Genomic DNA, 26,142 nt, shown 5'->3' with positions numbered 1-26,142 from the left:
CCCTCCGCCGAACCGGGGCCGCCCCCGGTCCTGTTCGCCTGCGGCGGGACCTGCGCCGCGGCCGCGTCCTGCTCGGTCAGCGCCACGAGTGTCGACCTCCCGCACGGATTGCTCCACCGGTTCCGCCGGCTGCCCCGGCTCCGCCGGATTGCGCCTCGGACACCACACCGTCCCCCCATCCCCCGTACGTACCAACGACGGTGACGGCGGCGGAACACGGGCAGACCCAAGATCCTTGTCCGCCGGCGCGGTACGGCGGCCGGCGGGGCGGAACCGCGGACCCCGGCTGTGGCGTCCCCAACGGCAGCGGCATAGTGGGGTGCTGCACTCAGCGGCCGGCATTTCACGGCGGTCGCATCCCACGCCCGGAACCACCAGGGGGATTCACGACATGCGACCGAACCGACCGGTCACCGCGATTCTGTGCGCGGCGGCACTCGCGATGACCGCCGCCGCCTGCGGACCCGGCGACGGGGAGGCCGGCGGAGACGCCAAGCCCACCGTGGCGGCGAGCCTCCCGTCCGGAGCCGACGGGACCATCAAGATCCCGGACCAGCTCAAGGACAAGCTCAAGGAGCACGGTTTCGACCTGGAGAAGTGGCGGGGAGGTGAGTGGAAGAACTGGAAGAAGGAGGACTGGCTCCGCGAGGCGGGCGATTACATCAACCCGATCATCGAGGGCCTGTGGGACCCGGACCGCATGCGCGAGGCCGACAAGACCCCGCAGCCTCCGGCCGTCGACCCGGACGCCGGCAAGGACCAGGGCGTCACCGACCCCACCCCGGCGCCGGTCACGGCGAAGGCGGCGGGCACTCCGTACCATACGAGCGTCCCGGTGTCCGGCAAGGTGTTCTTCGACGGCCCCGAGGGCTCGATGGTCTGCTCGGCGACCGTCGTCAAGGACCCGGCCCACCCGGGCAAGTCGAACATGGTCTGGACGGCGGGCCACTGCGTGCACGCCGGCAAGGCGGGCGGCTGGTACCGCAACATCGCCTTCGTCCCCTCCTACAACAACCAGGGCAAGCCGACCGCGCAGCTCAAGGGCGCGCCGCGGCAGGAGGTGGCCCCGTACGGCGTGTGGTGGAGCGACTGGGCGCAGACCTCCGACCAGTGGATCGCGTCGGGCGGTCCGACGGGCGGCGCGGGCGCCCCGTACGACTTCGCGGTGCTGCACGTGACCCCGGAGAAGAGCACGGGCAAGTCGCTGGAGGAGACGGTCGGCGCGGCGCTCCCGGTGGAGTTCAACGCCCCGGCGGTGCCGAAGGTCGCGTCCATCACGGCGACGGGCTACCCGGCGGCGGCCCCGTTCGACGGCCAGAAGGCGTTCCAGTGCACGGACAAGCCGGGCCGGCTGACGCTGAAGGCGAACGACCCGGTGATGTACCGGATCGGCTGCACGATGACGGGCGGCTCCTCCGGCGGCGGCTGGGTGGCCACGGGCAGTGACGGCAAGCCGGCGCTGGTGTCCAACACCTCGATCGGCCCGGCCAAGGCGGGCTGGCTGGCCGGACCCCGGCTCGGCCCGGAGGCCAAGGGCATCTACGACGCCGTGAGCGCCAAGTTCAAGAAGTAGAAGCAGAAGTAGAAGTAGGCGAAGGACAAAGGGCAAAGGCAAAGGGCCCCCTGCTGGTGCAGGGGGCCCTCGGCGTTTGCGCCCGGCGTTTCGTCAGCCGTTACCGCTCGGCCGTTACCGCTCGGCCGGTACGAACGCGGCCAGTTCCGCCGCCAGTTCCGGGTGGACCCGGGCCTTGAGCAGGGTGCCCTCCGGGGTGTGCTCCTCGGAGATCACCTCGCCCTCGGCGTGCGTACGGGCCACCAGCGAGCCGTGCGTGTACGGCACGAGCACCTCCACCTCGACCGAGGGCCGCGGCAGTTCGGCGTCGATGAGCCGCAGGAGCTCCTCGATGCCCTGTCCGGTGCGCGCCGAGACGGCGATGGAGTGCCGCTCGATCCGCAGCAGCCGCTGCAGGACGAGCGGGTCCGCGGCGTCGGCCTTGTTGACGACCACGATCTCGGGCACGTCGACCGCGCCGACCTCCCGGATGACCTCGCGGACGGCGGCGAGCTGCTCCTCCGGGGCCGGGTGCGAGCCGTCCACGATGTGCAGGATGAGGTCGGAGTCGCCGACCTCCTCCATCGTGGAGCGGAACGCCTCGACCAGGTGGTGGGGCAGGTGCCGGACGAAGCCGACGGTGTCGGCCAGGGTGTAGATCCGGCCGCTGGGCGTCTCGGCCCGGCGCACGGTCGGGTCGAGGGTGGCGAACAGGGCGTTCTCCACCAGCACGCCCGCACCCGTGAGGCGGTTGAGCAGCGAGGACTTGCCGGCGTTGGTGTAGCCGGCGATGGCGACCGAGGGCACCTTGTTGCGGCGGCGCTCCTGCCGCTTGATGTCGCGGCCGGTCTTCATCTCCGCGATCTCCCGGCGCATCTTCGCCATCTTCTCGCGGATCCGGCGCCGGTCCGTCTCGATCTTGGTCTCACCCGGGCCGCGGGTGGCCATGCCGCCACCGCCGCCGCCACCCATCTGCCGGGACAGCGACTGACCCCAGCCGCGCAGGCGCGGCAGCATGTACTGCATCTGCGCCAGGGCGACCTGCGCCTTGCCCTCTCGGGACTTGGCGTGCTGGGCGAAGATGTCGAGGATCAGCGCGGTCCGGTCGACCACCTTGACCTTGACGACGTCCTCGAGGGCGATGAGCTGGCCGGGGCTGAGCTCGCCGTCGCAGACGACGGTGTCGGCTCCGGTCTCCACGACGATGTCGCGCAGCTCGCGCGCCTTGCCGGAGCCGATGAAGGTGGCCGGGTCCGGCTTGTCGCGGCGCTGGATGACGCCGTCGAGGACGAGGGCGCCCGCGGTCTCGGCGAGGGCGGCGAGCTCCGCGAGGGAGTTCTCGGCGTCCTGCACCGTGCCGGAGGTCCACACGCCGACGAGCACCACGCGCTCCAGGCGCAGCTGGCGGTACTCGACCTCGGTGACGTCCTCGAGCTCGGTGGAGAGACCGGCGACGCGGCGCAGCGCGGCACGCTCGGAGCGGTCGAACTGGTCGCCGTCACGGTCTCCGTCGATCTCGTAGCTCCAGGCGACGTCCTCTTCCATCAGGGCGTCGGCCCGAAGGCTCTCGGTGAAGCTCTGCGAGTCGCGCACGTGCTGCTCCTGTGCGTCCCGCGCGTCCTGGGAAGGGGAAGAAGAGGAGGTCATTGGATCCTTACGTCGTTGCGTCGATGTCGGTGCGCCCGCGGCAGCGGGTGCCGGGCCACAGTACGCGGCCGGGGCGTCCGCCCTGGCCACGGCCTCCGGCCGGGGGGTCGCACTGTCACGTCCAACGTGTCGCGCCGCCGGGAGATTCCCTGCGGCGTGCGGCCGGCCCTGTTGATGGTGGCATGCCCGTTCCCCGGGGGTCACATGCTTTTCGGGCCGCCCCATTCCGGGTGCCCGGGCATCGCCGGGGTGGTCTTGCCGTACAGCCAGGGCTTCAGGAAGGGCCCGAGGTCGCGCCCGGCCTCCGCCGAGGCCAGGCGTACGAAGTCCTCGGTGCCGGCGGTGTCGTCCTTGTACTCGGCCACCCAGCGCCGCTCCAGGCGGTCGAAGGCAGGGGCGCCGATCTCCTGCCGCAGGGCGTAGAGAACCAGGGCGGCGCCGTCGTAGACCACGGGCCGGAACAGGCCGATCTTCTCGCCGGGGGCGGCGGGCTTCGGGGCGGCCGGGGGCCCGCCGGCCGCCCGCCACTGGTCGGAGCGCTGGTACGCCTCGCGCATGCGCCGCTCCAGGGAGTACTTCCCGAGGCCGTCGGCGTACAGGGCCTCGTACCAGGTCGCGTGCCCCTCGTTGAGCCACAGGTCGGACCAGGTCCGCGGGGTGACGCTGTCGCCGAACCACTGGTGGGCGAGCTCGTGGACCATGACGGCGTCGACGTACCACTCGGGGTAGCCGTCCCCGCCGAACAGGCCGCTCTCGAACAGGGAGAGGGTCTGCGTCTCCAGCTCGAAGCCGGTCTTCGCCTTGGCGATCAGCACGCCGTAGTTCTCGAAGGGGTAGCGGCCGACGCGCTGCTCCATCCACTCCACGTGCCCGGCGGTCTTCTTCAGCCAGGGCTCCAGCCGCGCCCGGTCCGCGGCGGGCACCACGTGGCGCAGCGGCAGCCCGTGCGGTCCGGTGCCGCCGACGACGGCCGAGTCGCCGATGGAGACCTGGGCGAGCTCGGTGGCCATGGGGTGCAGGGTGCGGTACGTCCACGTGGTCGCGGCGCCCGCGCTGCGCAGCGGCAGCGCCCCGGGCACACCGTTGGCGACGGCCGTCATGCCGGCCGGGGCGGTGATCCGGAAGGTGAAGTACGCCTTGTCGGCGGGGTGGTCGTTGCACGGGAAGACGCGGTGGGCAGCGTCGGCCTGGTTGGCCATGGCGAGGCCGTCCTCGGTGGGCACCCAGCCGCCGTCGGCGATGCCGCGCGGGTCACTGGTGTGCCGGATGGTGACGTGCAGCGGGCCGCTGGGCACCACGGGGGTCGCCGGGGTGAGGACCAGGTCCTCCCCGACGGTCTCGAAGGCGGCGGGCACCCCGTTGACCTCGGCGGACGCCACCGTTCCGTGGGTGAAGTCGAGGTTGATCCGCTCCAGCGGCTCCAGGGCGCGGGCGTCGATCACGGTGACCGCCTCGAGCGGGCTCAGGTTGTCCTTGTACGTGAGCGACAGGTCGTACGAGAGGACGTCGTACCCGGGGTTCCCCAGCTGCGGGAACAGGGCGTCGCCGATGCCCAGCGGCTTCGGCGGGGGCAGCACGGCGGCGACGAGGGTGAGGGAGGCCGCGGCGAGCAGGGCGGCGCGCAGGCGCGGGGAGGAGAGCTGCATTCCCCACCGCATACCAGCGCCCGCCGCGCGCCCGGGTGCGGCGCGCGACGGGTCCACCCGAACGGGACCCCGCGGCGGGCTACGCCTGACGGCCGGCTGAGCCGGGCACGCCGGGCCGGCCGAGCGGGTCAGGCGCGGCTGACGTCGTACACGCCGGGTACGTCGCGCATGGCCCGCATCAGCGCCGGGAGGCCCGCCGCGTCGGGGAGCTGGAGGGTGTAGGTGTGCCGGACGCGCTGTTCGACGGGAGGTTCGACGGTCGCGGAGACGACCTCGACGCCCTGGCGGGCAATGGCCTCGGTGAGGTCGGCCAGCAGGTGGGGGCGGCCGAACGATTCGGCGAGCAGGGTGACCCGGCAGTCCGCGGTGGCCCGCCAGTGCACGGCGACGGAGGTGCGCCCCAGGGACCGCATCTGCGCGACGGCCGCGCACTCGACGCGGTGGACGGTGACGGCCCCGCCCCGCACCACGAACCCGGCGACGGCGTCCGGCGGCACCGGCGTGCAGCAGCCGGCCAGCCGGACGGGGGCGTCGGGCAGGTCGGCGACGGCATTGGCGCCCCCGCCCCTGGCCCCGACTACGGACAGCGGGGCCCGGGCGGGGGTGGTGGTGGGCTTGGGGCCGTCGGGATGGCGTTCGAGCCAGCTGCTGATGGCGATCCGCGCGGCCTGGGTCCTGGCGTGGTCGAGCCAGTCGGCGGCGGGGCCGGAGGAGGAGTCCTGGGCGAGGAGCAGCTGCACGGTGTCGCCGTCGGACAGCCGTGCGCCCAGGGAGGTGAGGCGCCCGTTGACCCGGGCGCCGATACAGCCGTGGGCGGCTTCGCCGTACTGGGCGTAGGCGGCGTCGATGCAGCTGGCGCCGGCGGGCAGGCCCAGGGTGCCGCCGTCGGCGCGGAAGACGGTGATCTCCCGGTCCTGGGCCAGTTCGGCGCGCAGGCCGCTCCAGAAGGTGTCGGGGTCGGGTGCGGAGCGCTGCCAGTCGAGCAGCCGGGCGAGCCAGCCGGGCCGGGTGGGGTCGACCCGTTCCTCGTCGCCGTCGGCGGCCTCGGCGGTGGCGGGGGCCGTGGCGGGGGCCGTGCCAGTGGCGGCGGCCGCGGTCGCGTACGGGTTGCCGAGCGCGACCACGCCGGCCTCGGCGACCCGGTGCATCTGCCGGGTCCGCACGATGACCTCGGCGACGTACCCCTCGGGCGTGGCGACGGCCGTGTGCAGCGACTGGTAGAGGTTGAACTTGGGGGCGGCGATGAAGTCCTTGAACTCCGAGACGACCGGGGTGAAGCAGGTGTGCAGCTCCCCCAGTACCCCGTAGCAGTCGGCGTTCTCGCCGACGAGGACGAGGATGCGGCCGAAGTCGGAGCCGCGGAGCTCGCCGCGTTTGAGGGCGACGCGGTGCACGGAGACGAAGTGCCGCGGCCGTACCTGCACCTCGGCGGCGATCCCGGCGTCGCGCAGGACGGCGCGCACGGAGTCGGCGATGCCGGGCAGCGGGTCGCCCTCCCCGGCGTGGGCGGCGATGAGGGCGCGGGTGTGCTCGTACTCCTCGGGGTGCAGGATCGCGAAGACGAGGTCTTCCAGCTCGGTCTTCAGGGCCTGGACGCCGAGGCGTTCGGCGAGCGGGATGAGGACGTCGCGGGTGACCTTGGCGATCCGCGCCTGTTTCTCCGGGCGCATCACGCCGAGGGTGCGCATGTTGTGCAGCCGGTCGGCGAGTTTGATCGACATCACACGGACGTCGTTGCCGGTGGCGACGAGCATCTTGCGGAAGGTCTCGGGTTCGGCGGCGGCCCCGTAGTCGATCTTCTCGACCTTGGTGACGCCGTCGACGATGAAGGCGACCTCGTCGCCGAACTCGGCCCGGACCTGATCGAGGGTCACCTCGGTGTCCTCGACGGTGTCGTGGAGCAGAGAGGCCGTCAAGGTGGTGGTCTCCGCGCCGAGTTCGGCGAGGATCAGGGTGACGGCGAGCGGGTGTGTGATGTACGGCTCACCGCTCTTGCGCATCTGGCCGCGGTGCGAGGTCTCCGCGAGCAGGTACGCGCGGCGCAGGACGGACAGGTCGGCGTCCGGGTGGTGGGCGCGGTGCGCCTCGGCGACGTGGCCGATGGCGTCGGGGAGCCGGTCCCGGGGCGTGGGCCCGAGGAGGGCCGCGCGCCCGAGTCGGCGCAGGTCAATGCGGGTCCGGCCCCGTCTGCGGAGTTCGGGGCGCGCTTCGGGTCGTGCTTCGGGGTTCGTGGCCTCTGCACTCATGGGCACCTCCGGCGGCTTCTACCGGCTGCGGTGGGCATGGGGTGAAGCCCTCAGGGCCGGTGTCTGATGCTACCGACCCCACCACGTGGCGCAGTCCACCTCTCGCTGAGCGTGAAACGGATCACCCATGAGAGGGAACCTTCAGGCGAAAGCCGTTTCGGTGAGCCAGGAGGGGTCGAACTCGCCCGCCGCGACGATCACGGCCGGCCCGGTCATGTCGATCCGGCCGTCGGGGTGTTCGGTGATGACGAGGGTACCGCCGGGGAGGTCCACGGTGTACGTGACGGGCTCTCCGGTGACGGAGGGGTCGGCGCCGTCGCGGCGGATGGCGGCCACGGCGACGGCGCAGGCGCCGGTGCCGCAGGAGCGGGTCTCGCCGGAGCCGCGCTCGTGGACGCGCATGGCGACGTGGCGGGGGCCGCGGTCGACGACGAACTCCACGTTCACGCCGGTCGGGTAGACCTCGGCGGGGTGGTACGGCGGCGGTTCGAACAGGTTGCCCGCGTGGTCGAGGCTCTCGACGAACGCGACGGCGTGCGGGTTGCCCATGTTCACGTTGCGGGCGGGCCAGGCCCGGTCGCCGACGACCACGGTGACCTGGTCCTCGGGCAGGACGGCGCGGCCCATGGAGACGGTGACGTCGCCGCTCTTGTCGAGGTGGACCCGCTTGATGCCGCCGCGGGTGGCGACGGCGAGGTCGCCGGGCTCGACGTGGCCGGCGTACTGGAGGTAGCGGGCGAAGACGCGGACGCCGTTGCCGCACATCTCGGCGACGGAGCCGTCGCTGTTGCGGTAGTCCATGAACCACTCGGCCTCGTCGGCCAGGTGCGCCGCCTCGGGGTGGGCGGCGGAGCGGACGACGTGCAGCACTCCGTCCGCGCCGATGCCGGCGCGCCGGTCGCACAGCCGGGCGACGGCCGCCGCGGGCAGTTCGACGGTGTTGTCCGGGTCCGGGACGATCACGAAGTCGTTCTCGGTGCCGTGGCCCTTGAGGAAGGAGAGGCTCGTCTGCGTCACGCGCCCCATGGTACCGAGCAGGCCTTCGCGCAGGTCGGCGGTGTCCGGGGCGTGGACGCCGGGGTCGCCCGGGCGGCGCAGGGGCCGCCGCGACCCCGGGGCGGTGCGCCCCGGCAGCGCCCGACGGCGGTAGTGCTCCGGAAAGGTTCACCGGGTCGCGACGCCCGGCACGGCACCTCGCCGCGTTGTCGGCCCTCGCAAGTACGTCCAGTACGAGCCGAGGCCCTCCGCCTTGCGATGCACCGCACCGGACCCCGCGACCCGGCAAACCTTTCCGGCCACAGCACTAGCGGAGCCGGGCCACCCGGTACACGGCCAGGCCTACGACGACCAGCGCGACCAGGGCGTACAGAGCGGCCATGCGCCAGTCGGGGCGGCGGCCGCTGCCGCGGGGCGGGAGCCCGGGCCAGGTGTAGCCGACGCGCCGCGCGGCCATCATCCCCCAGCCGCCGGCGCAGGCGCAGATCAGGAAGCCGAGCATGGCGACCACGGCTCCGCCGTCACCGAACTCGAAGGCGAGCGGGAAGGCGAACATCAGGGAGCCCGCGGCGGCCAGCATCACGATCGGGGCGATCTGCCAGATCCGCAGCCGGCGCTGTGGGCGCAGCTCGACCTCGAACTCGGGGCCGGCGGGGACCTCGCCGTCGGCGGGGTCGGGCGCGTCTGGACCGTCGGAGGTCAGCCGGGCCGGGTCCGCGGGCAGGCCGAGCTCGTCGGGCACGGGCGTCTCGCCGAGAAGCGTCGGGTCCGCTTCCCGCTTCGTCCCGTCCCGGCCGGTGTCACGAGGGCCGGCCTCCATCGCCACGCGCCCTCCCCACTCGGACTCCGTTGCCGCCGTTCACCGCTGGTGACCACACCTGCGGAATTTGATGATGGCACGGCTCGGGGCCCCGAACGGGCGCGCGGGGCGTCCCGATGCCATCACGTGATCAGGCTGTAACCGCTCGTTCGACCAACGACTGCGCAAGCCCGGGGAGTTCCCCCCGGTCCGCGGCCGCCCCGCTGAGCCAGTGCACGCGGGGGTCGCGGCGGAACCAGGAGTCCTGGCGGCGGGCGAAGCGCTTGGTGGCGCGGACGGTCTCGGCCCGGGCCTCGTCCTCGGTGCACTCCCCGGCGAGGGCGGCCAGCACCTGCTGGTAGCCGAGCGCCCTGGACGCGGTGATCCCGTCGCGCAGGCCGCGGGCCTCCAGCGAGCGGACCTCCTCGACCAGGCCGGCCTCCCACATGCGGTCGACGCGCAGCGTGATCCGCTCGTCGAGCTCGGGCCGGGCGACGTCGACGCCGATCTGGACGGTGTCGTACACCGACTCGTGGCCGGGCAGGTTGGCGGTGAAGGGCTTCCCGGTGATCTCGATGACCTCCAGGGCGCGGACGATGCGGCGACCGTTGCTGGGCAGGATCGCCTCGGCGGCGGCCGGGTCCGCGGCAGCGAGGCGCTGGTGCAGGGCAACGGGGCCGCGCTCGGCGAGCTCCTCCTCCAGCCGGGCCCGGACCTCGGGGTCGGTGCCGGGGAACTCCATGGCGTCGAGGGCGCCGCGGACGTACAGGCCGGATCCGCCGACGAGGACGGGCGTACGGCCCTGGGCGAGCAGCTTGTCGATCTCGGCGCGGGCCAGGCGCTGGTACTCGGCGACGCTGGCGGTCTCGGTCACGTCCCAGATGTCGAGGAGGTGGTGCGGGATCCCGCCCCGCTCCTCGGTCGTCAGCTTGGCGGTGCCGATGTCCATCCCCCGGTACAGCTGCATGGAGTCGGCGTTGACGACCTCGCCGTCGAAATGGCGGGCCAGGGCTACGCCCAGATCTGACTTTCCGGCCGCGGTGGGGCCGACGACGGCGATGACCCGCGGGGCGGGGGGTGCGTTCCTCACTGCCCCAGTCTCGCAAACACTCCGGCATGTACCCGATCGAGTTACGTGACGGGGCGGTGGCGGCGTCGTTGCCCTGGCGGGGTGCCGCCCGGCGTACGCCCGGCGCAGGCAGGGCCGGACCGGGCGGAACTTCACCCGCACGAGTAACGTTATGGGAGTAGACATGGGCGTTTTTGATCGGCTTTTTCGTCGCAAGGCCGCTGGTGCGACAGACGAGGTCGCGGCGGAGGGCGTGACGGCGGAGACGCAGTCCGTGGAGTCCGGGGCGGCCGCCGACGAGGCGGCCGGGACCGGGGCCGAGCCGGCGGAGGCCGGGGCTCCGGCGGCGGAGGCCGTCGAGATCCCGAAGCAGCAGTCGGCGGAGGCCGCCGCGGACAGCGAGGCCGGGGAGAGCGCCCGTACGTAGCCACCGCCACGGGAAGGTGACCCATGGGCCTGCTGCACACTCTGAAGGCCAAGCTCGAGCCGGCGAAGGAGAAGGTCGGCCACCTCGCGCAGCAGCACGAGGGCAGCATCGGCGAGCGGCTGGACAAGGTCGCCAAGGCCGTGGACTCCAAGACGCACGGCAAGTACAGCGACCGGATCTCGAGCGGCACGGGCAAGGCGAAGGACGCCCTGGGCAAGATCGCGCACAAGGACGCCCCCGGCGGGTCGACGCCGCCGCCGGCTTCCTGACGCGGTTGCCGGAAGGGGGCGCGGGCCGAGCGGGCCCGCGCCCCCTTCCTGTGTTTCCCCGTGTTCCGGAGGCTCAGGACCAGGCGGCGACGAAGTACCCGACCCCGTACGGGGCGTCCTCGTACAGCAGCCGCCCGTCCAGGCCCGCGCCCTCGGCGGCGCCGGCCAGCACCTGCCACGGGGCCCGGCCGGCGGCTTGGAGCTCGCGGGCGAGACCGGGGTCGAGCGCGGCGAGCGCGGCGGTGTCGGCGGCCGCGAGGGCGCGTCCGGCGGCGGCGTCGAAGGCGGCGGCGCGCTCGTCGAGGTAGCCGGGGGCCTTGAGGGTGCGGCAGGCGCTGCCGTCGCCCAGGACGAGGAGGGCGACGCGCTCCTCGCGCGCGGCGAGGCGGCGGCCGGCCTCCAGGCACTGCGCGGGGGCGAGGTCCGCGGCCACCGCCAGGCCTTCGAGCGGGGCGGCGCCCCAGCGGGCGTGTTCGAGCAGCCAGGCGCCGACGGCGAGCGGTGCGGGCAGCGGGCGGGGGGTGCCCCCGTCCCCGTCCCCGTCCCCTTCCCCCAGTCGTACGTCGGCCGCGACGCCGAAGCCGCGGAAGCTGCCGGGACTGCCCTGGGGGTAGGGGCCGGCGGCGTCCGGGGTGTCGGCGGAGCCGATGACGACCAGCAGGTCGGGGCGGGACGCGGCGAGCACCGCGAGGGCGTCGGAGCAGGCGGTGCGGGCGTCGCCGAGTTCGGCGGCGGCCCCTGCGGCGACCGCGGGCACGAGCAGTGGCGGGGCGGGGCAGACGGCAGCGGCTACGAGCATGCCCCGACCCTATCCGCCGCCCCCACCCCGAGCCCCGCCCGGACCCCGCGCCTCAATCGTCGGCGGGGCTGGATGTGCCGGACCCCCGCCCAAGGGGTGGGCGGGCTGGAACGGCCCCCGGCTGAGGCGGCGGCGGAGCCGCCTGGGCTTCCGGGGCGCTGCCCCGGGACCTGCGCCTCAAACGCCGGCGGGGCTGAGTTGCCGGGCTCCCGTCCCACGTGTCGGCGGGAGCCGGCGCCTCGGACGGCGGCGGGTCAGGACGTGATGCCGCAGGACGGGGTGGTCGTCGGGAGTGGGGCCGGGGCGCCTACCGTCGGGAGGCCCAGCATGACGCCCTTCGGCTGCGGGGCCGCGTTGCGCTTCTCCCAGGCGTCGCCGGCCCGGGTGCGGCGCACCGACTCCGTCGGGCCCTCGGCCAGCAGGTGGTGCGGGGCCGCGTACGTGATGGAGACCGTGACCACGTCGCCGGGCCGGACCTCCTGCTCCGGCTTCGTGAAGTGGACCAGGCGGTTGTCGGGGGCGCGGCCGGAGAGGCGGTGCGTGGCGCCGTCCTTGCGGCCCTCGCCCTCCGCGACCATGACCTCGAGGGTCCGCCCGACCTGCTTCTTGTTCTCCTCCCAGGAGATCTCCTCCTGGAGGGCGACCAGCCGCATGTAGCGGTCCTGGACGACCTCCTTCGGGATCTGGCCGTCCATGTCGGCGGCAGGGGTACCCGGGCGCTTGGAGTACTGGAAGGTGAACGCACTCGCGAAGCGGGCCTCGCGGACCACGTGCATCGTCTGCTGGAAGTCCTCCTCGGTCTCGCCGGGGAAGCCCACGATGATGTCGGTGGAGATCGCCGCGTGCGGGATCGCGGCCCGCACCTTCTCGATGATGCCGAGGAAGCGCTCCTGCCGGTACGAGCGCCGCATCGCCTTCAGGATCGGGTCCGAGCCCGACTGCAGCGGCATGTGCAGCTGCGGCATGACGTTCGGCGTCTCGGCCATGGCGGCGATCACGTCGTCCGTGAAGTCGCGCGGGTGCGGGGAGGTGAAGCGGACCCGCTCCAGCCCCTCGATCTGCCCGCAGGCCCGCAGCAGCTTGCTGAAGGCCTCGCGGTCGCCCAGGTCGGAGCCGTACGCGTTCACGTTCTGGCCGAGCAGGGTGATCTCGGCGACGCCCTCGGCGACCAGGGCCTCGACCTCGGCGAGGATGTCGCCGGGCCGGCGGTCCTCCTCCTTGCCGCGCAGCGCCGGGACGATGCAGAAGGTGCAGGTGTTGTTGCAGCCGACGGAGATCGAGACCCAGGCGGCATACGCGGACTCGCGCCGGGTCGGCAGCGTGGAGGGGAAGGCCTCCAGCGACTCGGCGATCTCGATCTGCGCCTCCTGCTGCACGCGGGCGCGCTCCAGCAGGACCGGCAGCTTGCCGATGTTGTGCGTACCGAAGACGACGTCGACCCACGGGGCCTTCTTGACGATCGTGTCGCGGTCCTTCTGCGCGAGGCAGCCGCCGACGGCGATCTGCATGCCGGGGCGCTTGGTCTTCATCGGGGCGAGCCGGCCGAGGTTGCCGTACAGCTTGTTGTCGGCGTTCTCGCGGACGGCGCACGTGTTGAACACCACGACGTCGGCGTCGCCGTCGGAGCCTTCGGGGGCCCGGGTGTAGCCGGCGTCTTCCAGCAGTCCGGAGAGTCGCTCGGAGTCGTGCACGTTCATCTGGCACCCGTAGGTGCGCACCTCGTATGTTCCCTTGACGTCCACTGCCGTGCTCCGGTCGCTGCTGCTGGTCATGGAACAAGGGTAGGCGGTTGCCGGAGGCCCTCCGGACGCCCGCCGCAGGCCCCTGCTGCCGGGCGGCCCGTGACAGGTCGGCGCGACGGTGGCAGGATCGCGCCCATGGCTCACGTTCCGCCCCGTTTCGGCAGGCGCACCGCCCTGTGGGGGCTGGTGGCCGTGCTCGCCGTGCTCGGGCTGCTCGTGTGGTGGCTGCGGCCCTTCGGGGAACCGGAGCTGAAGGGCGACCTGACGTTCAGCACGGGGGTGCGCACGGGCGTCTACCACCTCTACGGCCAGCTGCTGGAGCAGGCGCTCGCGCGGGACATGCCGGGGGTCCGGGTCCGGCTGGAGACGAGCCAGGGCTCGCAGGAGAACCTGCAGCGGGTGGCGTCGGGGCAGGCCGATTTCACGATCGCGACAGCGGACGCGGTGTCCAAGTACCGGGCCGACGGCAAGCCGGGCGCGGAGCAATTGCGCGGCTGCGCGCGGCTGTACGACGACTACGTGCAGCTGGTCGTGCCGGCGGGCTCTCCGGTGCAGTCGGCCCGCGACCTGCGGAACAAGCGGGTCGCGATCGGCCAGCCCGGCTCGGGCGTGCGCCTGATCTCGGAGCGGCTGCTGACGGCGGCCAAGCTGGACCCGGCGCGGGACATCACCCCGGTGTCCATCGGCATCGACACCATGCCGGCGGAGCTGGAGGCGGGGCGGATCGACGCGTTCTTCTGGTCCGGGGGCCTGCCGACGAACGCGGTGCGGGAGCTGTCGGAGCGGTTCGACATCCGGCTCGTGCAGCTCGGTGACCTGGTGGAGGCGCTGCAGGGCAGCGGGAGCCCGGCGCGGTACTACCGGGCGGCGGTGATGCCGCAGGACGCGTACACACGGGCGCGCAACACCTCGTCGGTGGCGACGCTGGCGGTGCCGAACCTGCTGGTGACGACCGAGGACACCGATCCGGAGCTGACGGAGCAGTTCACGCGCACGGTGATCAACAGGCGCGACAAGATCGGACACCAGGTGCACGCGGCGCAGCTGGTGGACCTGCGCACGGCGATCTACACGGACCCGCTGGACCTGCACGAGGGCGCCCGGCGGTACTACCGCTCGGTCAAGCCCTGACCCGGCCCGGCCCGGACCGACCGGGCGCGGGGGTGCCCGTCACCCCGCCGCCAGCAGCATGATCGCCGCTGCGGCCGCGCCGATCAGACCCGCGTGGGTGCCCAGGGTGGCCGGGACCACCTCCAGACCGCGGGTGAAGGACAGCGCGGCGTAGTCGGCGAGGTGGCGTCGGATCGGTGCGAGGAGGGTGTCGCCGGAGGTGGCGACGCCGCCGCCGATGACCGCGATGTCCGTCTCGACGAGGGTGGCGGTGGCCGCGATGGCGGCGGCCAGGGCGCGCCCGGCGCGGTCGAAGGCGGCAAGGGCGACGGGGTCCCCGGCCCCGGCGGCCGCGGCGACTCCCGCCGCGGTGGCGTCGCCGTCGGGGGTCCAGCCCTGGGCCAGGGCCCACCGGGCGATGGCAGTGCCCGAGGCGAGGGATTCCACGCAGCCGTACCCGCCGCACACGCACCGCTCGCCGTCGAAGGCGACGCTGATGTGCCCGATGTGGCCCGCGTTGCCGGTGGGGCCGGGGTGGAGCCGGTTGTTCAGCACGAGCCCGCCGCCGACGCCGGTGGAGACCACCATGCACAGGGCGTTGGCCCGGCCCCGGGCCGCGCCCAGCCAGTGCTCCGCGGCGGTCATGGCCACGCCGTCGCCGACGAGCACGGTGGGGACGGGGGCGCCATGGCGGGCGAGTTCGGCCGCGATGCGCTCGCGGACCGGGTAGTCGCGCCAGGCGCCGATGTTGACCGGGCTGACGGTGCCTCGGGAGGCGTCGACGGGGCCCGCGCTGCCGATGCCGCAGCGGGCCGCCGAGGCCCACAGCGGAGATCCGGCCAGCTCGGCGACGACTTCGGCGACGGCGGCGAAGACCCCCTCGGCGTCCGCGTCCCGGGGGGTGGGGCGGCGGGTGGCGGCGGTCATCGTGCCGTCGGGCCGGACCAGTGCGCCGGCGATCTTCGTGCCCCCGATGTCGATCGCCACCGTGGGGCCGGTGGCCGCGGCGGCTCCGACGGCGCGGGAGGGCGAGGCGGCGGGGCGGGGAGTGGTCACGGCGGCGCTCCAGGACGGGGTCGACTTCAGTATGCGGCCGGGGGCGGGGCCGTACTCTCCCGGGGCTCCAGCCGCGGCTGCTCGCCCTCCCGGGCCCGCGGCGGGCCTCCGGCCAGTACGGCGAGCAGCTCCTCGGCGGCGAGCCGGCCGAATCCGGCGGTGTCCCGGACGAGCGCGGTCAGCCGCGGGTGGGTGACGCGGCACAGCGCGGAGTCGTCCCAGGCGACGATCGAGAGCCGGCCGGGGACGGGGATGCCGAGCTCGGCGGCGACGGCGGTGCCGGCGACCGCCATCACGTCGTTGTCGTAGACGAGCGCGGTGGGCGGCGCGGATTCGGCGAGGACCCTGCGGGTGGCGGCCGCGCCCTCGGTGTCGGAGTAGTCGGTGACCACGGAGCGGACCTCCCGCGGGCCCAGCCCGCGCGCCGCGGCCTCGGCGCGCAGCGAGGCGATGCGGCGGGCGGTGTGGGCGAGGCCGGGCAGGCCCGCGACGTGCACGATCCGGCGGTGGCCCAGCCCGTACAGGTGGTCGAGGACCCGCGCCATGGCCCGGGCGTCGTCGGCCCACACCGACGACAGGGGGCCCAGGGCGCCCGTACCGCCGACCAGGACGGCGGGCAGGCCGAGGCGGTCGAGGAGCTCCGGGCGCGGGTCGTCGGTGCGCGGGTCGACGACGAGGACCCCGTCGACGCGGCGTTCGGCCCACCAGCGGCGGTGGACGGCGCACTCGGCCTCGATGCCGTCGACGACCTGGAAGAGCAGGGCGGTCCGGGCGGCGGAGAGCACCTCCTGGATGCCGGAGACCAGTCGGAGGAAGAAGGACTCGGCCCCGAGGGTGTGCGCGGGGCGGGCGAGGACCAGCCCGACGGTGCCGGAGCGCTCGCCGGACAGGGCGCGGGCGGCGCTGTTGGGCTGCCAGCCGAGCTCCTCGGCGACGGCGCGGATCCGGGCGCGGGTCTCCCGCGAGACGCCCGGCCGGTCGTTGAGCGCGAAGGAGACGGCGCTCTCGGAGACTCCGGCCCGGCGGGCGATGTCCTTGATGGTGGGTCTGCGGGCCATGTCCTGGCTGCCTGCCTGCCTCGTCCCTCGGGTACGCCGCAATGGCCGCCGTCCATTTCGGCGCGCTTCCTTGTGCCGCGCCATGGCTCGGGTGGAGCTAAACCGCATTAGTCGCCTTAGCTTCGGGCGGGTACGGCCCTTGTGTCAACGGGGCTGAAGCGCATAAGTGGCAAGCGGGCGCTGCCTTCTGACATTCCCTCCGCGGCGGCCGGACCTTGGCGGCAATGGCGCTGTTGACGTGTCCGCGCACGGCCCGGAACGTTGGGGCGTCCGGCGAATTCCCCTGAACTCTCGGGACCTTCCATGTACGACGGCACCGTCGTTCCCCCGCCCGCCCGAACCCTCCGTTTCGGCGCCAACTACACCCCCTCGCGCGGCTGGTTCCACCACTGGCTCGACTTCGACCTCGCCGAGGTGGGGGCCGACCTCGACTCGATCGCCGCGCTGGGCCTGGACCACGTCCGGGTCTTCCCGCTGTGGCCTCTGTTCCAACCGAACCGGACGCTGATCCGGCCGCGCGCCGTCGAGCAGTTGGTCGCGCTCGCCGACGCGGCGGCCGAGCGCGGCCTCGACGTCGCCGTGGACGGGCTCCAGGGCCACCTGTCGAGCTTCGACTTCCTGCCCGCGTGGACCGGGACCTGGCACCGGCGCAGCATCTTCACCGACCCGGAGGTGGTGGCCGGGCAGGAGGAGTACCTGCGCACCCTGGCCGCCGCCCTCGCCGACCGGCCCAACTTCCTGGGGCTCACCGTCGGCAACGAGGTCAACCAGTTCTCCGACTCCCCGCACCCCGACCCGGACCGGATCACCCGCGAGCAGGCGGGGCGCTGGCTGCAGCGGATGCTGGCCGCCTGCGAGCGCGGGGCGCCGGGCCGGTTCCACCTGCACGCCGCGTACGACGCCGCCTGGTACCGGGACGGGCACCCCTTCACGGCGGCCCAGGCGGCCCGGCTCGGCGCGGCGACCGCCGTGCACGCGTGGGTGTTCAACGGCACCGCCCAGCGGTACGGGCGCACCGGCACGGCGACCGAGCAGTACGCCGCGTACCTGATCGAGCTGTCCAAGGCCTGGGCGGCGGACCCGCACCGGCCGGTGTGGCTCCAGGAGGTGGGCGCGCCCGCGCCGCTGATCCCGCCCGAGCACGCGGCCGCGTTCACCGGCGCCACCCTCGCGGGGGCGCTGGACTGCCCGGGCCTGTGGGGGGTGACCTGGTGGTGCTCGCACGACGTGTCGCGGGAGCTCGCCGATTTCCCGGAGCTGGAGTACGGGCTCGGCCTGCTCACCAACGACCGCCGGACCAAGCCGGCCGGCGCGGCCGTCGCCCGGATCGCCGCCGAGTGGCGCGGGCGGGAGCACCGGCCGCCGGTACGGTCCACCGCGCTGGCCGTGGACGTCGGCGGGGCGGAGGCGGCGCCGCGGCGCTCGGTGTGCGCGCCGGGCGGCGCGTTCTTCGAGGCGTGGGCGGCGCTGGCCGCCGCCGGGGTCCGCCCGGCGGTGGTGCTGGCGGAACAGGCGGAGGACCCGGCCCACCTGTCGTCCCGCGGCATCACGGAGGTCCTCCGCGTCCGCGACGTCACCTGACCCCGCGGCCCCGACACCCCGCGGCCCCGACACCCCGCAGCCCGGACGGCCCCCGCGACCCGGCGGCCCCGAGCTCACGACCCCGGAGCACGCACGCCCCACACCCCGACCCCTCCCCCGAGGAGCCCCATGTCCGAGACCGGCAGCGGCGCCGACGCTCGTACCGCCGCCCCCGCCCCCTCCCCAGCGCCCTCCTTACGCCCGACCCGGCGCGGCCTGCTCGCCGCAGGGGCCGGTGCCGGGGCCGCGGCCCTGCTGGGCGCGCCGGCCCACGCAGCCCATGCGGCACAGGCCGCGCAGGCCGCCCCGGGTCCCGCTGCCGCGCCCCCGGCCGGCCCGGCCCCGTACGCCTCCTACTGGTTCCCCGACTCGCTCCCCCACGGCACCCCGGGCCCCGGCATCGTGTGGCGCTCGCTCCGGCAGTGGAGCCCCGCGTCGGATCCCGACCTCGCCCACAACACCGCCACCGTGCCGCTCGCCGAGCGGTTCACGCCGGTGCCCCCGCACCCCCAGGTCCGGGCGGGGCAGGCCCGGATCGCCTCGCTCGTCTCGTTCGGGCCGACCTCCCAGAACCCCTCGCAGGGCTCCGCGACCGCCGACACGTACGCGCTCACGCACTGGGCGTACCTCGATGAACTGGTCTTCTGGGGCGGCTCCGCCGGCGAGGGGATCGTCCTCGCGCCGAACGCGCCGGTCGTCGACGCCGCCCACCGCAACGGCGTCCGCGTCCTCGGCACCGTCTTCCTGCCGCCCGTCGCGTACGGCGGCGACCTGCAGTGGACCCGCGAGCTGGTGCAGCGCGACGCCCTCGGCCGGTTCCCGGTCGCCGAGAAGCTCGCCGAGGTGGCGGCCGCGTACGGCTTCGACGGCTGGTTCGTGAACGCCGAGACCGACGGCGGGGACAGCGCGCTCGCGACCCGGATGCGGGAGTTCCTGCGCGCCCTGCGGGCGGCCGGCGCGCCCCGGGACCTGCGGATCACCTGGTACGACGCGATGAACAGCACGGGCCGCGTCGGCTGGCAGGGCGCCCTGAACCAGCTCAACCAGGACTTCTACGAGGACCGGTCGGGCCCGGTCGCGGACACCGTGTTCGTGGACTTCCGCTGGAGCGCCGCGAGCCTGGCCGCCTCCGGGGCGCTCGCCGACCGGCTGGGCCGCAGCCGCCACGAGCTGTGGGCCGCGGTCGACACCGAGTCCCGCGGCTGGGACTGCGCGGTGGACTGGGAGGCGATCGTCCCGCGCGGCCGCGACCACGTCGTCAGCTACGGCTTCTACCGCCCCGAATGGACCCGCGACCACCTCGCCGACCGCTCCCCCGGCGCCTTCCACCGGGCAGACGACCGGTTCTGGACGGGTGAGTCCCTCGATCCGGCCCGGCCCTCGCCCTCACCCACGGGGGGCTGGCGCGCCCCCGCCACCGTCGTCGCCGACCGGTCCACCGTCTGCGCCCTCCCCTTCGCCTGCGCCTTCAACACCGGCCACGGCGAGCGCTGGTACGAGGACGGCCGCGTCACCTCCGACACCCCCTGGAGCCACCTCGGCCTGCAGGACCGCCTCCCCGGCCGCCGCTGGGTCGTGGAGACCGCCGGACGGCGCCCCGAGGTCACCCTCGACTTCGCCCGGGCGTGGCGCGGCGGCTCCAGCCTGCTCGTGGCGGGCCCGCTCACCGCGCCGGCCGCGGTGGGCCTGCACTGCACCCGCCTGGCGCTGCCCCGCCACGCCGTGCTGGAGCTGGTGCACACCGCCGAGCCGGGCTCCGCGCCGGTGCGGGTCGAGGTCGGGGTGGCCGTGCGCGAGCCGGCCGCTGCGGGGCAGCCGGTCCCGTACACCTGGTTCGCGGCGGACACCGCCGGTCCGGGCGACGGCTGGCGCACGGCGCGGGTGAGCCTCGCGCCGCTGGCGGGCCGGACCGCGTACGGGCTTGCCGTACGGATCACGGCGCGCGGGACGAGAGCGGTGTCCTGGCGGGTCGGCGCCGTGTCGGTGCGCGACACCGCCGCCGGTCGGCGCCCGTCGGCTCCGGATGCCCTGACGGTGGACGCCGCGGCCCGGGCGGACGGCGCGGCCGCGCTCCGGCTGTCGTGGCGGCGGGGGGCCGGCCCGGTCCGCCACCACGAGCTGCACCGGCTGCTCCCGGACGGCACCCGCCGCTTCCTCGGCGGCACCTGCGGCACCGCCCTGTACCTGCCCTCGGTCGTGCGCGCCGGCCGGGAGCGGGCGGCGGTCTTCGAGGTGCGGGCCGTCGACGAGCTGTACGCGGCCTCCGCGCCGGCCCGCACCACGCTCAGCTGGACGGCGGGCTGAGCGCCGCCTCCTGCCTCTCCTGCCTCATCCGCCGTGCGGGGCGCTGCGCGGCACGGCCACCGTCACCTTCAGCCCGTGCGGCGGGTTCGTCTCGTACGCGAGGGAGCCGCCGCCCGCGGCGAGCAGTGCCCGGGAGATCGACAGGCCGAGGCCGGAGCCCTTGATGTTCTGGTGGCGGCCGCTGCGCCAGAACCGGTCGCCGACGCGGAGCAGCTCCTCCTCGGTCAAGCCGGGGCCCCGGTCGGCGACGACGACGTGGACGGAGGATCCGGCCGCGGCGACGGACACCTCGACCTCCTCGCCGGCCGGGGTGAACTTCAGGGCGTTGTCGATCACGGCGTCGAGGGCGCTGGACAGGGCGACGGGGTCGGCCCATCCGGTGACGGCGGTGCGGCCCGTCCCGGTGAGCCGTACGCCCTTCTCCTCGGCGTAGGGCCGCCAGGCGGCGACCCGCTCGGCGGTCAGCGCCCCGATGTCGGTGAGGGTGAGCTCGGCGGAGGCGTGCTCGGCCAGCGCCAGGTCCAGCAGGTCGTCGAGGACCTGGGCCAGCCGCTTGCCCTCGGTGCGCACCGAGGCGATCTCCTCGTTTCCCTCGGGCAGCTCGAGGGCGAGCAGCTCGATCCGCAGGAGCAGCGCGGCGAGCGGGTTGCGCAGCTGGTGGGAGGCGTCGGCGACGAAGGCCCGCTGCTGCTCCAGGACCTCTTCCACGTTGTCGGCCATCTCGTTGAACGAGCGGGCGAGCCGTCTGAGTTCCGGCGGCCCGCTCGCGGCCGCGACGCGCGAGTTCATCCGGCCGGTGGCGATGCCGTGGGCGGCGGCGTCCAGGGTCCGGACGGGCTTGAGGACCCAGCGGGTGAGCTGGAGGGCGGCGCCGAAGGCCAGCAGCATGGCGGCGGCCAGCCCGGCGATGATGATGAGCCAGCCTTTCAGGATCCGGGCGCGCATCTGGTCGGTCGGCGATTCGGTGACGACGACGGCGACGACGTCGCCGTCGAGGACGACCGGGGAGGCGACGAGGAGTTTGCCGTGCGTCTGCCAGGGCCAGACCTGCGCCGGGTCGTGGCTGCGCCGCCCGGCGAGGGCCTCCTCGAAGGCCCGGCGGCCCTCGCCCTCCTCGGGCAGCTGCCACCAGCCGGGGGCCCGGACCATGGCGTTGTCGTCGCGGTAGAAGATGCCCACGCGGATGCCGTACAGCTCCTGGTAGCGGGCGAGTTCGAGCTGGAGGGTGTCGCGGCGGTCGGCCGCTCCGCTGCTGCCCGAGCCCTCCGCGTCGATGACGAACTGGGCCAGGGCGGCGAAGCGGGCGCTGTCGTCGATCCGGTCGACCACCACCGCCTGCTGCTGGCCGGCGGCCAGGCTGACGGCGAGGGGGAAGCCGAGGGCGAGGAGCACGCCCGCCATCAGGACGACGAGCAGCGGGAGCAGCCGGGCGCGCACGGCCGGGGCCCGCTAGGGAGCGGCGGGGGTGACGAGCCGGTAGCCCACCCCGCGGACGGTCTCGATGAGGGCGGGCATGCGCAGCTTGGACCGCAGCGACGCCACGTGCACCTCCAAGGTCCGCCCGGTCCCCTCCCAGCTGGTGCGCCACACCTCGCTGATGATCTGCTCGCGGCGGAAGACGACGCCGGGGCGCTGCGCGAGCAGGGCCAGCAGGTCGAACTCCTTGCGGGTGAGCGGGACGTCGGTGCCGTCGACGCTGACCCGGCGGGTGGGCAGCTCGATGCTGACCGGGCCGAGCCGGACCACGGCCGGGACGCCGGACGCGGCGGCGGCCGCCTCCTCGGAGGCGCCGGTGCGCCGGGCGACGGCGTGGATGCGGGCGAGGAGCTCGCCGGTGTCGTACGGCTTGACCACGTAGTCGTCGGCGCCCATGTTCAGTCCGTGGATGCGCGAGCGCACGTCGGAGCGGGCGGTGACCATGATGACGGGGGTCGAGGTGCGCTTGCGGATCCTGCCGCACACCTCGTAGCCGTCCTGGTCGGGCAGGCCGAGGTCGAGCAGGACCACGCCGAAGGGCGGGGCTCCGGCGGGCAGCAGGGCCTGCAGCGCCTCCTCGCCGCTGCGGGCGTGCGTCACCTGGAAGCCGTGCCGGGCGAGGATCGCGGACAGGGCGGCGGCGACGTGGTCATCGTCCTCGACGAGCAGCAGTCTCATTGCGTCCCCCTTCCTTGATCCGGTCCTTGCCGGAGGTCGATCGCGGCCCCGGTCGAGGGCCACCATGCATCCACGCCGATGCAGCGTCCCACGTCAAGGCCGTTCGGGTCCGGCGCGTCTTCCGTTATGTACCCGGTACGAGCGGTGTGGCCCAGGCTCCCGCGCCGCGCACGCAGCGTATCGGGGCGAGGCCGTTTCGTTATGCTCAATTCTCCCTCAGATGTGATGACGGTGTGAGCGACTCGTCACTACTGTCCTGCCAACCGAGGAGGACGGAGCAAGAGGCCGATGAGCGGAGATTCAGTGACCGAGGACGTGAAGGACGCGGCGCCCGCCGCCGACGACCTGGTCGTACTGAGCAACGTCAACAAGCACTTCGGCGCGCTGCACGTGCTTCAGGACATCGATCTGAGCATTGCCCGTGGTGAGGTCGTCGTGGTGATCGGTCCCTCGGGGTCCGGCAAGTCCACGCTGTGCCGGACGATCAACCGCCTGGAGACGATCGACTCGGGCACGATCACGATCGACGGCAAGGAACTGCCCTCGGAGGGGCGGGAGCTGGCCCGGCTGCGCGCCGACGTCGGCATGGTCTTCCAGTCCTTCAACCTCTTCGCGCACAAGACGGTCCTGCAGAACGTGATGCTGGGCCAGATGAAGGTCCGCAAGACGGACCAGGCCACGGCCGCGAAGAAGGCGCAGGCCCTGCTGGACCGGGTGGGTGTCGGAACACAGGCCGACAAGTACCCGGCGCAGCTCTCCGGCGGCCAGCAGCAGCGCGTGGCGATCGCCCGCGCGCTGGCGATGGACCCGAAGGTGATGCTCTTCGACGAGCCGACCTCGGCCCTCGACCCGGAGATGATCAACGAGGTGCTGGAGACCATGCAGCAGCTCGCCGCCGAGGGCATGACGATGGTCGTCGTCACGCACGAGATGGGCTTCGCCCGGTCCGCGGCCAATCGGGTCGTCTTCATGGCCGACGGAAAGATCGTCGAAGAGGCCGAGCCCGAGCAGTTCTTCAGCAACCCGCGCAGTGACCGCGCCAAGGACTTCCTTTCGAAGATCCTGCACCACTGACGGCTTCGTCTGGTAGTGATCCCGTGGCGGCTCAGAGCACGTGTGTCGTCGCTCGTCGTCCAACAACGTCTCATCCGAGGGAAGTTCACCATGAAGGTTTTCAAGGCCGGCGCGGCCGCTGCCGTGGCCGTCGTCCTCTCGCTGACCGCGACCGCGTGCGGCGGCGGTGGCGGTGACAAGGCCGCCGAGGGCGGCAAGGACAAGATCGTCATCGGCATCAAGTACGACCAGCCGGGCATGGGTCTGAAGACCCCGGACGGCAAGTTCACCGGCTTCGACGTCGACGTGGCGACCTACGTGGCCAAGGAGCTCGGCTACAAGCCCGAGCAGATCGACTTCAAGCAGGCCGTCAGCGCCGAGCGCGAGAACCTGATCGCCAACGGCGACGTGAAGCTCGTCGTCGGGACCTACACGATCAACGACAAGCGCAAGGCGCGCGTCGACTTCGCCGGCCCGTACTTCCTGGCCCACCAGGACCTGCTGGTCCGCGCCGACGACAACTCGATCACCAAGGCCGAGGACCTCAACAAGAAGAAGCTCTGCTCGGTCACCGGCTCGACCTCCGCGCAGAACGTCAAGACCAAGCTGGCCCCCGAGGCCGACCTGCAGCAGCTGGGCGGCTACTCCGAGTGCCTCACGGGCCTGGAGAACGGTTCCGTCGACGCCCTGACCACGGACAACTCGATCCTGGCCGGCTACGCCGCGCAGGAGAAGAACAAGGGCAAGTTCAAGCTGGTCGGTCTGAAGCTCAGCGACGAGCCCTACGGCATCGGTCTGAAGAAGGGCGACAAGGACCTCCAGACCAAGGTCAACGCCGCGCTCAAGAAGATGGTCGAGGACGGCTCCTGGCAGAAGGCGGTGGACGCCAACCTCGGCCCCGCCGGCTACAAGGCCGAGCCGGCCCCGCAGATCACCGAAGGCAGCTGATTCATCGGTGAGGTGCGCCGCCGCCCCGCCTGCCGCGGGCGGCGGCGCACCTCACCGGCCATCCTGGGGAGAGCGCAGGGCAACGTGTTCGACTTTCTTACTTCCGGGCAGTACGACGTGCTCGGGGCCTTCTGGGTGACGGTGCAGCTCACCCTCTACTCAGCGGTCGGGTCCCTGATCTGGGGCACGATCCTGGCCGGGATGCGGGTCAGCCCCGTCCCGATCATGCGGTCCTTCGGCACCGCGTACGTCAACGTCGTGCGCAACACGCCGCTGACCCTGCTGATCATCGGCTGCTCGCTGGGACTCAACCAGACGCTGAAGATCACGCTCGGCGGCGAGAACTTCAAGGAGATCGGCTTCCGCCTCGCGGTCCTGGGCCTGATCGCCTACACCGGCACGTTCGTCTGCGAGGCGCTGCGCTCGGGCATCAACACCGTGCCCGTGGGGCAGGCCGAGGCCGCCCGCGCGCTGGGGCTGAGCTTCTTCCAGGTGCTCACGCTCATCGTGCTCCCCCAGGCCTTCCGGGCGGTCATCGCGCCGCTCACCAACGTACTCATCGCCCTCACCAAGAACACCACGGTGGCGGCGACCATCGGCGTGGCCGAGGCGGCCCTGCTGATGAAGGAAATGCTGGAGAACGAAGCGGACGCGCTCTTCGCGGTCTTCGCGGTCTTCGCTCTCGGCTTCGTCCTGCTGACCCTGCCCACCGGCCTGCTGCTGGGCTGGGTGGCCAAGCGAGTGGCGGTGAAGCGATGAGCTCCGTTCTGTACGACACCCCCGGCCCCAAGGCCAAGGTCCGCAACTGGCTCTACACCGCCGGCTTCGTGGTGGTCCTCGCGCTGGTCCTGTGGTGGGTGCTGTCCCTGATGGCCGAGCAGCACCAGCTCGACGCCGACAAGTGGACCCCGTTCGTCACGGACAGCCAGATCTGGACGACGTTCCTGCTGCCCGGCCTCGGTGAAACCCTCAAGGCAGGCCTGATCGCCATGGTGATCGCGCTGCCGCTGGGCGCGCTCCTCGGCATCGCCCGGCTCTCCGATCACGCGTGGGTGCGCATCCCGGTCGGCGCGGTCGTGGAGTTCTTCCGCGCCATCCCGGTCCTGATGCTGATGATCTTCAGCTCCGCGCTGTACGTGATGCTCGGAACCGTCAGCTCCGACCTGCGCCCCCTGTACGCAGTCGTCACCGGCCTGGTCCTGTACAACGCCTCGGTCATTGCCGAGATCGTCCGGGCCGGCATCCTGTCGCTGCCACGCGGCCAGACCGACGCGGCCAAGGCGATCGGCATGCGCAAGGGCCAGATCATGACGTACGTCCTGGTCCCGCAGGCCGTCACGGCGATGCTGCCCGCGCTGGTCAGCCAGCTCGTGGTGATCCTCAAGGACACCGCGCTCGGCGGCGCGGTCCTCGGCTTCGCCGACCTGATGTCGATGAACCGGCAGATCTCCGCCAACTACAGCAACACCATCGCGACCATGGTCGTTATCGCCCTGATCTACATCGCGGTGAACTTCACCCTGACCGCCCTGGCCTCCTGGCTGGAGAAGCGCCTGCGGACCTCGAAGAAGGGCACCGGCGCCGTGGTCGAGGCCGATGTCGCCGAGGTCGACGCCGGCGGCGCGGCCGGCGTGGGCAAGGCTCCCTGACACCCGGTCAGTACACTGGCGTGGCACATGTGGTGCG

Annotated in this window: 22 protein-coding genes; 10 read left to right on the top strand and 12 right to left on the bottom strand. The window is 73.3% G+C overall.

Features of this window, described 5'->3' with window-relative positions; all coding sequences use genetic code 11:
- Positions 1 to 391 precede the first annotated feature (391 nt).
- A complete protein-coding gene (locus AB0F11_RS09420; protein WP_362170059.1) occupies positions 392 to 1,573 on the top strand; it encodes a hypothetical protein in 1,182 nt (393 codons plus the stop codon).
- A gap of 114 nt (positions 1,574 to 1,687) precedes the next feature.
- On the opposite strand, the gene hflX is transcribed toward AB0F11_RS09420, so the two are convergent.
- From hflX to miaA, 6 genes are all read right to left on the bottom strand, one after another.
- Positions 1,688 to 3,199 carry a GTPase HflX gene (hflX, locus tag AB0F11_RS09415; protein WP_362170057.1) on the bottom strand — a complete coding sequence of 504 codons (1,512 nt, stop codon included), beginning with the start codon at positions 3,197 to 3,199 and terminating at the stop codon, positions 1,688 to 1,690.
- A 200-nt stretch (positions 3,200 to 3,399) separates the two neighbouring features.
- Positions 3,400 to 4,845 (bottom strand): M1 family metallopeptidase, encoded by a 1,446-nt coding sequence (locus tag AB0F11_RS09410; RefSeq protein ID WP_362170056.1) that lies wholly within the window; start codon positions 4,843 to 4,845, stop codon positions 3,400 to 3,402.
- Positions 4,846 to 4,973: 128 nt separating this feature from the next.
- Complete coding sequence (locus AB0F11_RS09405) at positions 4,974 to 7,091, bottom strand: HD domain-containing protein (protein WP_362170055.1); 2,118 nt, start codon at positions 7,089 to 7,091, stop codon at positions 4,974 to 4,976.
- A 141-nt stretch (positions 7,092 to 7,232) separates the two neighbouring features.
- Positions 7,233 to 8,117, bottom strand: coding sequence for a diaminopimelate epimerase (gene dapF / locus AB0F11_RS09400; protein ID WP_362170054.1), 885 nt, complete (start codon positions 8,115 to 8,117; stop codon positions 7,233 to 7,235).
- A 277-nt stretch (positions 8,118 to 8,394) separates the two neighbouring features.
- The gene (locus tag AB0F11_RS09395) at positions 8,395 to 8,907 is read right to left on the bottom strand and encodes a hypothetical protein (RefSeq protein ID WP_362170204.1); all 513 of its coding nucleotides are present in this window, start codon (positions 8,905 to 8,907) and stop codon (positions 8,395 to 8,397) included.
- A 130-nt stretch (positions 8,908 to 9,037) separates the two neighbouring features.
- Positions 9,038 to 9,976: a tRNA (adenosine(37)-N6)-dimethylallyltransferase MiaA gene (gene miaA / locus AB0F11_RS09390; protein ID WP_362170053.1), complete on the bottom strand. Its 939-nt coding sequence runs from the start codon at positions 9,974 to 9,976 to the stop codon at positions 9,038 to 9,040.
- Between the two features lie 232 nt (positions 9,977 to 10,208).
- Here miaA and AB0F11_RS09385 point away from each other — a divergent pair, with 232 nt between their 5' ends.
- Together AB0F11_RS09385 and AB0F11_RS09380 are read left to right on the top strand one after the other, a co-directional pair.
- Entirely contained in the window at positions 10,209 to 10,382 is a 174-nt protein-coding gene (locus tag AB0F11_RS09385) for a gliding motility protein (RefSeq protein WP_362170051.1), read from the top strand.
- A gap of 23 nt (positions 10,383 to 10,405) precedes the next feature.
- On the top strand, positions 10,406 to 10,651 hold the full coding sequence (locus AB0F11_RS09380) for an antitoxin (RefSeq protein ID WP_362170049.1): 246 nt from the start codon (positions 10,406 to 10,408) through the stop codon (positions 10,649 to 10,651).
- A 73-nt stretch (positions 10,652 to 10,724) separates the two neighbouring features.
- On the opposite strand, the gene AB0F11_RS09375 is transcribed toward AB0F11_RS09380, so the two are convergent.
- Entirely contained in the window at positions 10,725 to 11,450 is a 726-nt protein-coding gene (locus AB0F11_RS09375) for a hypothetical protein (RefSeq protein WP_362170047.1), read from the bottom strand.
- Positions 11,451 to 11,704: 254 nt separating this feature from the next.
- Positions 11,705 to 13,222 (bottom strand): tRNA (N6-isopentenyl adenosine(37)-C2)-methylthiotransferase MiaB, encoded by a 1,518-nt coding sequence (miaB, locus tag AB0F11_RS09370; RefSeq protein WP_362170045.1) that lies wholly within the window; start codon positions 13,220 to 13,222, stop codon positions 11,705 to 11,707.
- Positions 13,223 to 13,327: 105 nt separating this feature from the next.
- On the opposite strand from miaB, the gene AB0F11_RS09365 reads away from it, so the two are divergent.
- A complete protein-coding gene (locus AB0F11_RS09365) occupies positions 13,328 to 14,323 on the top strand; it encodes a TAXI family TRAP transporter solute-binding subunit (RefSeq protein WP_362170044.1) in 996 nt (331 codons plus the stop codon).
- Between the two features lie 39 nt (positions 14,324 to 14,362).
- On the opposite strand, the gene AB0F11_RS09360 is transcribed toward AB0F11_RS09365, so the two are convergent.
- A complete protein-coding gene (locus AB0F11_RS09360; RefSeq protein ID WP_362170202.1) occupies positions 14,363 to 15,289 on the bottom strand; it encodes an ROK family protein in 927 nt (308 codons plus the stop codon).
- Positions 15,290 to 15,384: 95 nt separating this feature from the next.
- A complete protein-coding gene (locus tag AB0F11_RS09355) occupies positions 15,385 to 16,416 on the bottom strand; it encodes a LacI family DNA-binding transcriptional regulator (protein ID WP_362170042.1) in 1,032 nt (343 codons plus the stop codon).
- Between the two features lie 303 nt (positions 16,417 to 16,719).
- Between AB0F11_RS09355 and AB0F11_RS09350 the strand changes: the two genes are divergently transcribed.
- Both AB0F11_RS09350 and AB0F11_RS09345 read left to right on the top strand, forming a co-directional pair.
- Positions 16,720 to 17,997: a glycosyl hydrolase gene (locus AB0F11_RS09350; protein ID WP_362170040.1), complete on the top strand. Its 1,278-nt coding sequence runs from the start codon at positions 16,720 to 16,722 to the stop codon at positions 17,995 to 17,997.
- A 129-nt stretch (positions 17,998 to 18,126) separates the two neighbouring features.
- Positions 18,127 to 20,301: an endo-beta-N-acetylglucosaminidase gene (locus AB0F11_RS09345; protein WP_362170038.1), complete on the top strand. Its 2,175-nt coding sequence runs from the start codon at positions 18,127 to 18,129 to the stop codon at positions 20,299 to 20,301.
- 24 nt (positions 20,302 to 20,325) lie between these two features.
- Here the strand turns inward: AB0F11_RS09345 and AB0F11_RS09340 are convergent, their stop codons facing one another.
- Positions 20,326 to 21,738 carry a HAMP domain-containing sensor histidine kinase gene (locus AB0F11_RS09340; protein WP_362170036.1) on the bottom strand — a complete coding sequence of 471 codons (1,413 nt, stop codon included), beginning with the start codon at positions 21,736 to 21,738 and terminating at the stop codon, positions 20,326 to 20,328.
- Positions 21,739 to 21,750: 12 nt separating this feature from the next.
- Entirely contained in the window at positions 21,751 to 22,455 is a 705-nt protein-coding gene (locus tag AB0F11_RS09335; protein WP_362170034.1) for a response regulator transcription factor, read from the bottom strand.
- A 288-nt stretch (positions 22,456 to 22,743) separates the two neighbouring features.
- On the opposite strand from AB0F11_RS09335, the gene AB0F11_RS09330 reads away from it, so the two are divergent.
- The 4 genes from AB0F11_RS09330 to AB0F11_RS09315 all read left to right on the top strand — a co-directional run bounded on the left by AB0F11_RS09330 (position 22,744) and on the right by AB0F11_RS09315 (position 26,105).
- On the top strand, positions 22,744 to 23,529 hold the full coding sequence (locus tag AB0F11_RS09330) for an amino acid ABC transporter ATP-binding protein (protein WP_361919277.1): 786 nt from the start codon (positions 22,744 to 22,746) through the stop codon (positions 23,527 to 23,529).
- A gap of 90 nt (positions 23,530 to 23,619) precedes the next feature.
- Positions 23,620 to 24,456: a glutamate ABC transporter substrate-binding protein gene (locus AB0F11_RS09325; RefSeq protein WP_362170032.1), complete on the top strand. Its 837-nt coding sequence runs from the start codon at positions 23,620 to 23,622 to the stop codon at positions 24,454 to 24,456.
- An 84-nt stretch (positions 24,457 to 24,540) separates the two neighbouring features.
- On the top strand, positions 24,541 to 25,215 hold the full coding sequence (locus tag AB0F11_RS09320; protein ID WP_362170030.1) for an amino acid ABC transporter permease: 675 nt from the start codon (positions 24,541 to 24,543) through the stop codon (positions 25,213 to 25,215).
- Positions 25,212 to 26,105 carry an amino acid ABC transporter permease gene (locus AB0F11_RS09315; protein WP_362170028.1) on the top strand — a complete coding sequence of 298 codons (894 nt, stop codon included), beginning with the start codon at positions 25,212 to 25,214 and terminating at the stop codon, positions 26,103 to 26,105. The genes AB0F11_RS09320 and AB0F11_RS09315 overlap by 4 nt, the downstream gene beginning before the upstream one ends.
- Positions 26,106 to 26,142 lie beyond the last annotated feature (37 nt).

Origin of the sequence: Streptomyces sp. NPDC032472, assembly GCF_040636955.1 — a bacterium.
Taxonomy (GTDB): domain Bacteria; phylum Actinomycetota; class Actinomycetes; order Streptomycetales; family Streptomycetaceae; genus Streptomyces.
This window is presented reverse-complemented; position numbering and strand designations above follow the sequence as displayed.

Coding starts and splice junctions, on each gene's coding strand:
- hflX (WP_362170057.1), bottom strand. CDS start 3,199: ATGACCTCCTCTTCTTCCCCTTCCCAGGACGCGCGGGACGCACAGGAG.
- AB0F11_RS09330 (WP_361919277.1), top strand. CDS start 22,744: ATGAGCGGAGATTCAGTGACCGAGGACGTGAAGGACGCGGCGCCCGCC.
- AB0F11_RS09375 (WP_362170047.1), bottom strand. CDS start 11,450: ATGCTCGTAGCCGCTGCCGTCTGCCCCGCCCCGCCACTGCTCGTGCCC.
- dapF (WP_362170054.1), bottom strand. CDS start 8,117: ATGGGGCGCGTGACGCAGACGAGCCTCTCCTTCCTCAAGGGCCACGGC.
- AB0F11_RS09325 (WP_362170032.1), top strand. CDS start 23,620: ATGAAGGTTTTCAAGGCCGGCGCGGCCGCTGCCGTGGCCGTCGTCCTC.
- AB0F11_RS09420 (WP_362170059.1), top strand. CDS start 392: ATGCGACCGAACCGACCGGTCACCGCGATTCTGTGCGCGGCGGCACTC.
- AB0F11_RS09355 (WP_362170042.1), bottom strand. CDS start 16,416: ATGGCCCGCAGACCCACCATCAAGGACATCGCCCGCCGGGCCGGAGTC.
- AB0F11_RS09350 (WP_362170040.1), top strand. CDS start 16,720: ATGTACGACGGCACCGTCGTTCCCCCGCCCGCCCGAACCCTCCGTTTC.
- AB0F11_RS09345 (WP_362170038.1), top strand. CDS start 18,127: ATGTCCGAGACCGGCAGCGGCGCCGACGCTCGTACCGCCGCCCCCGCC.
- AB0F11_RS09410 (WP_362170056.1), bottom strand. CDS start 4,845: ATGCAGCTCTCCTCCCCGCGCCTGCGCGCCGCCCTGCTCGCCGCGGCC.
- AB0F11_RS09405 (WP_362170055.1), bottom strand. CDS start 7,091: ATGAGTGCAGAGGCCACGAACCCCGAAGCACGACCCGAAGCGCGCCCC.
- AB0F11_RS09335 (WP_362170034.1), bottom strand. CDS start 22,455: ATGAGACTGCTGCTCGTCGAGGACGATGACCACGTCGCCGCCGCCCTG.
- AB0F11_RS09315 (WP_362170028.1), top strand. CDS start 25,212: ATGAGCTCCGTTCTGTACGACACCCCCGGCCCCAAGGCCAAGGTCCGC.
- AB0F11_RS09395 (WP_362170204.1), bottom strand. CDS start 8,907: ATGGAGGCCGGCCCTCGTGACACCGGCCGGGACGGGACGAAGCGGGAA.
- miaB (WP_362170045.1), bottom strand. CDS start 13,222: ATGACCAGCAGCAGCGACCGGAGCACGGCAGTGGACGTCAAGGGAACA.
- AB0F11_RS09365 (WP_362170044.1), top strand. CDS start 13,328: ATGGCTCACGTTCCGCCCCGTTTCGGCAGGCGCACCGCCCTGTGGGGG.
- AB0F11_RS09380 (WP_362170049.1), top strand. CDS start 10,406: ATGGGCCTGCTGCACACTCTGAAGGCCAAGCTCGAGCCGGCGAAGGAG.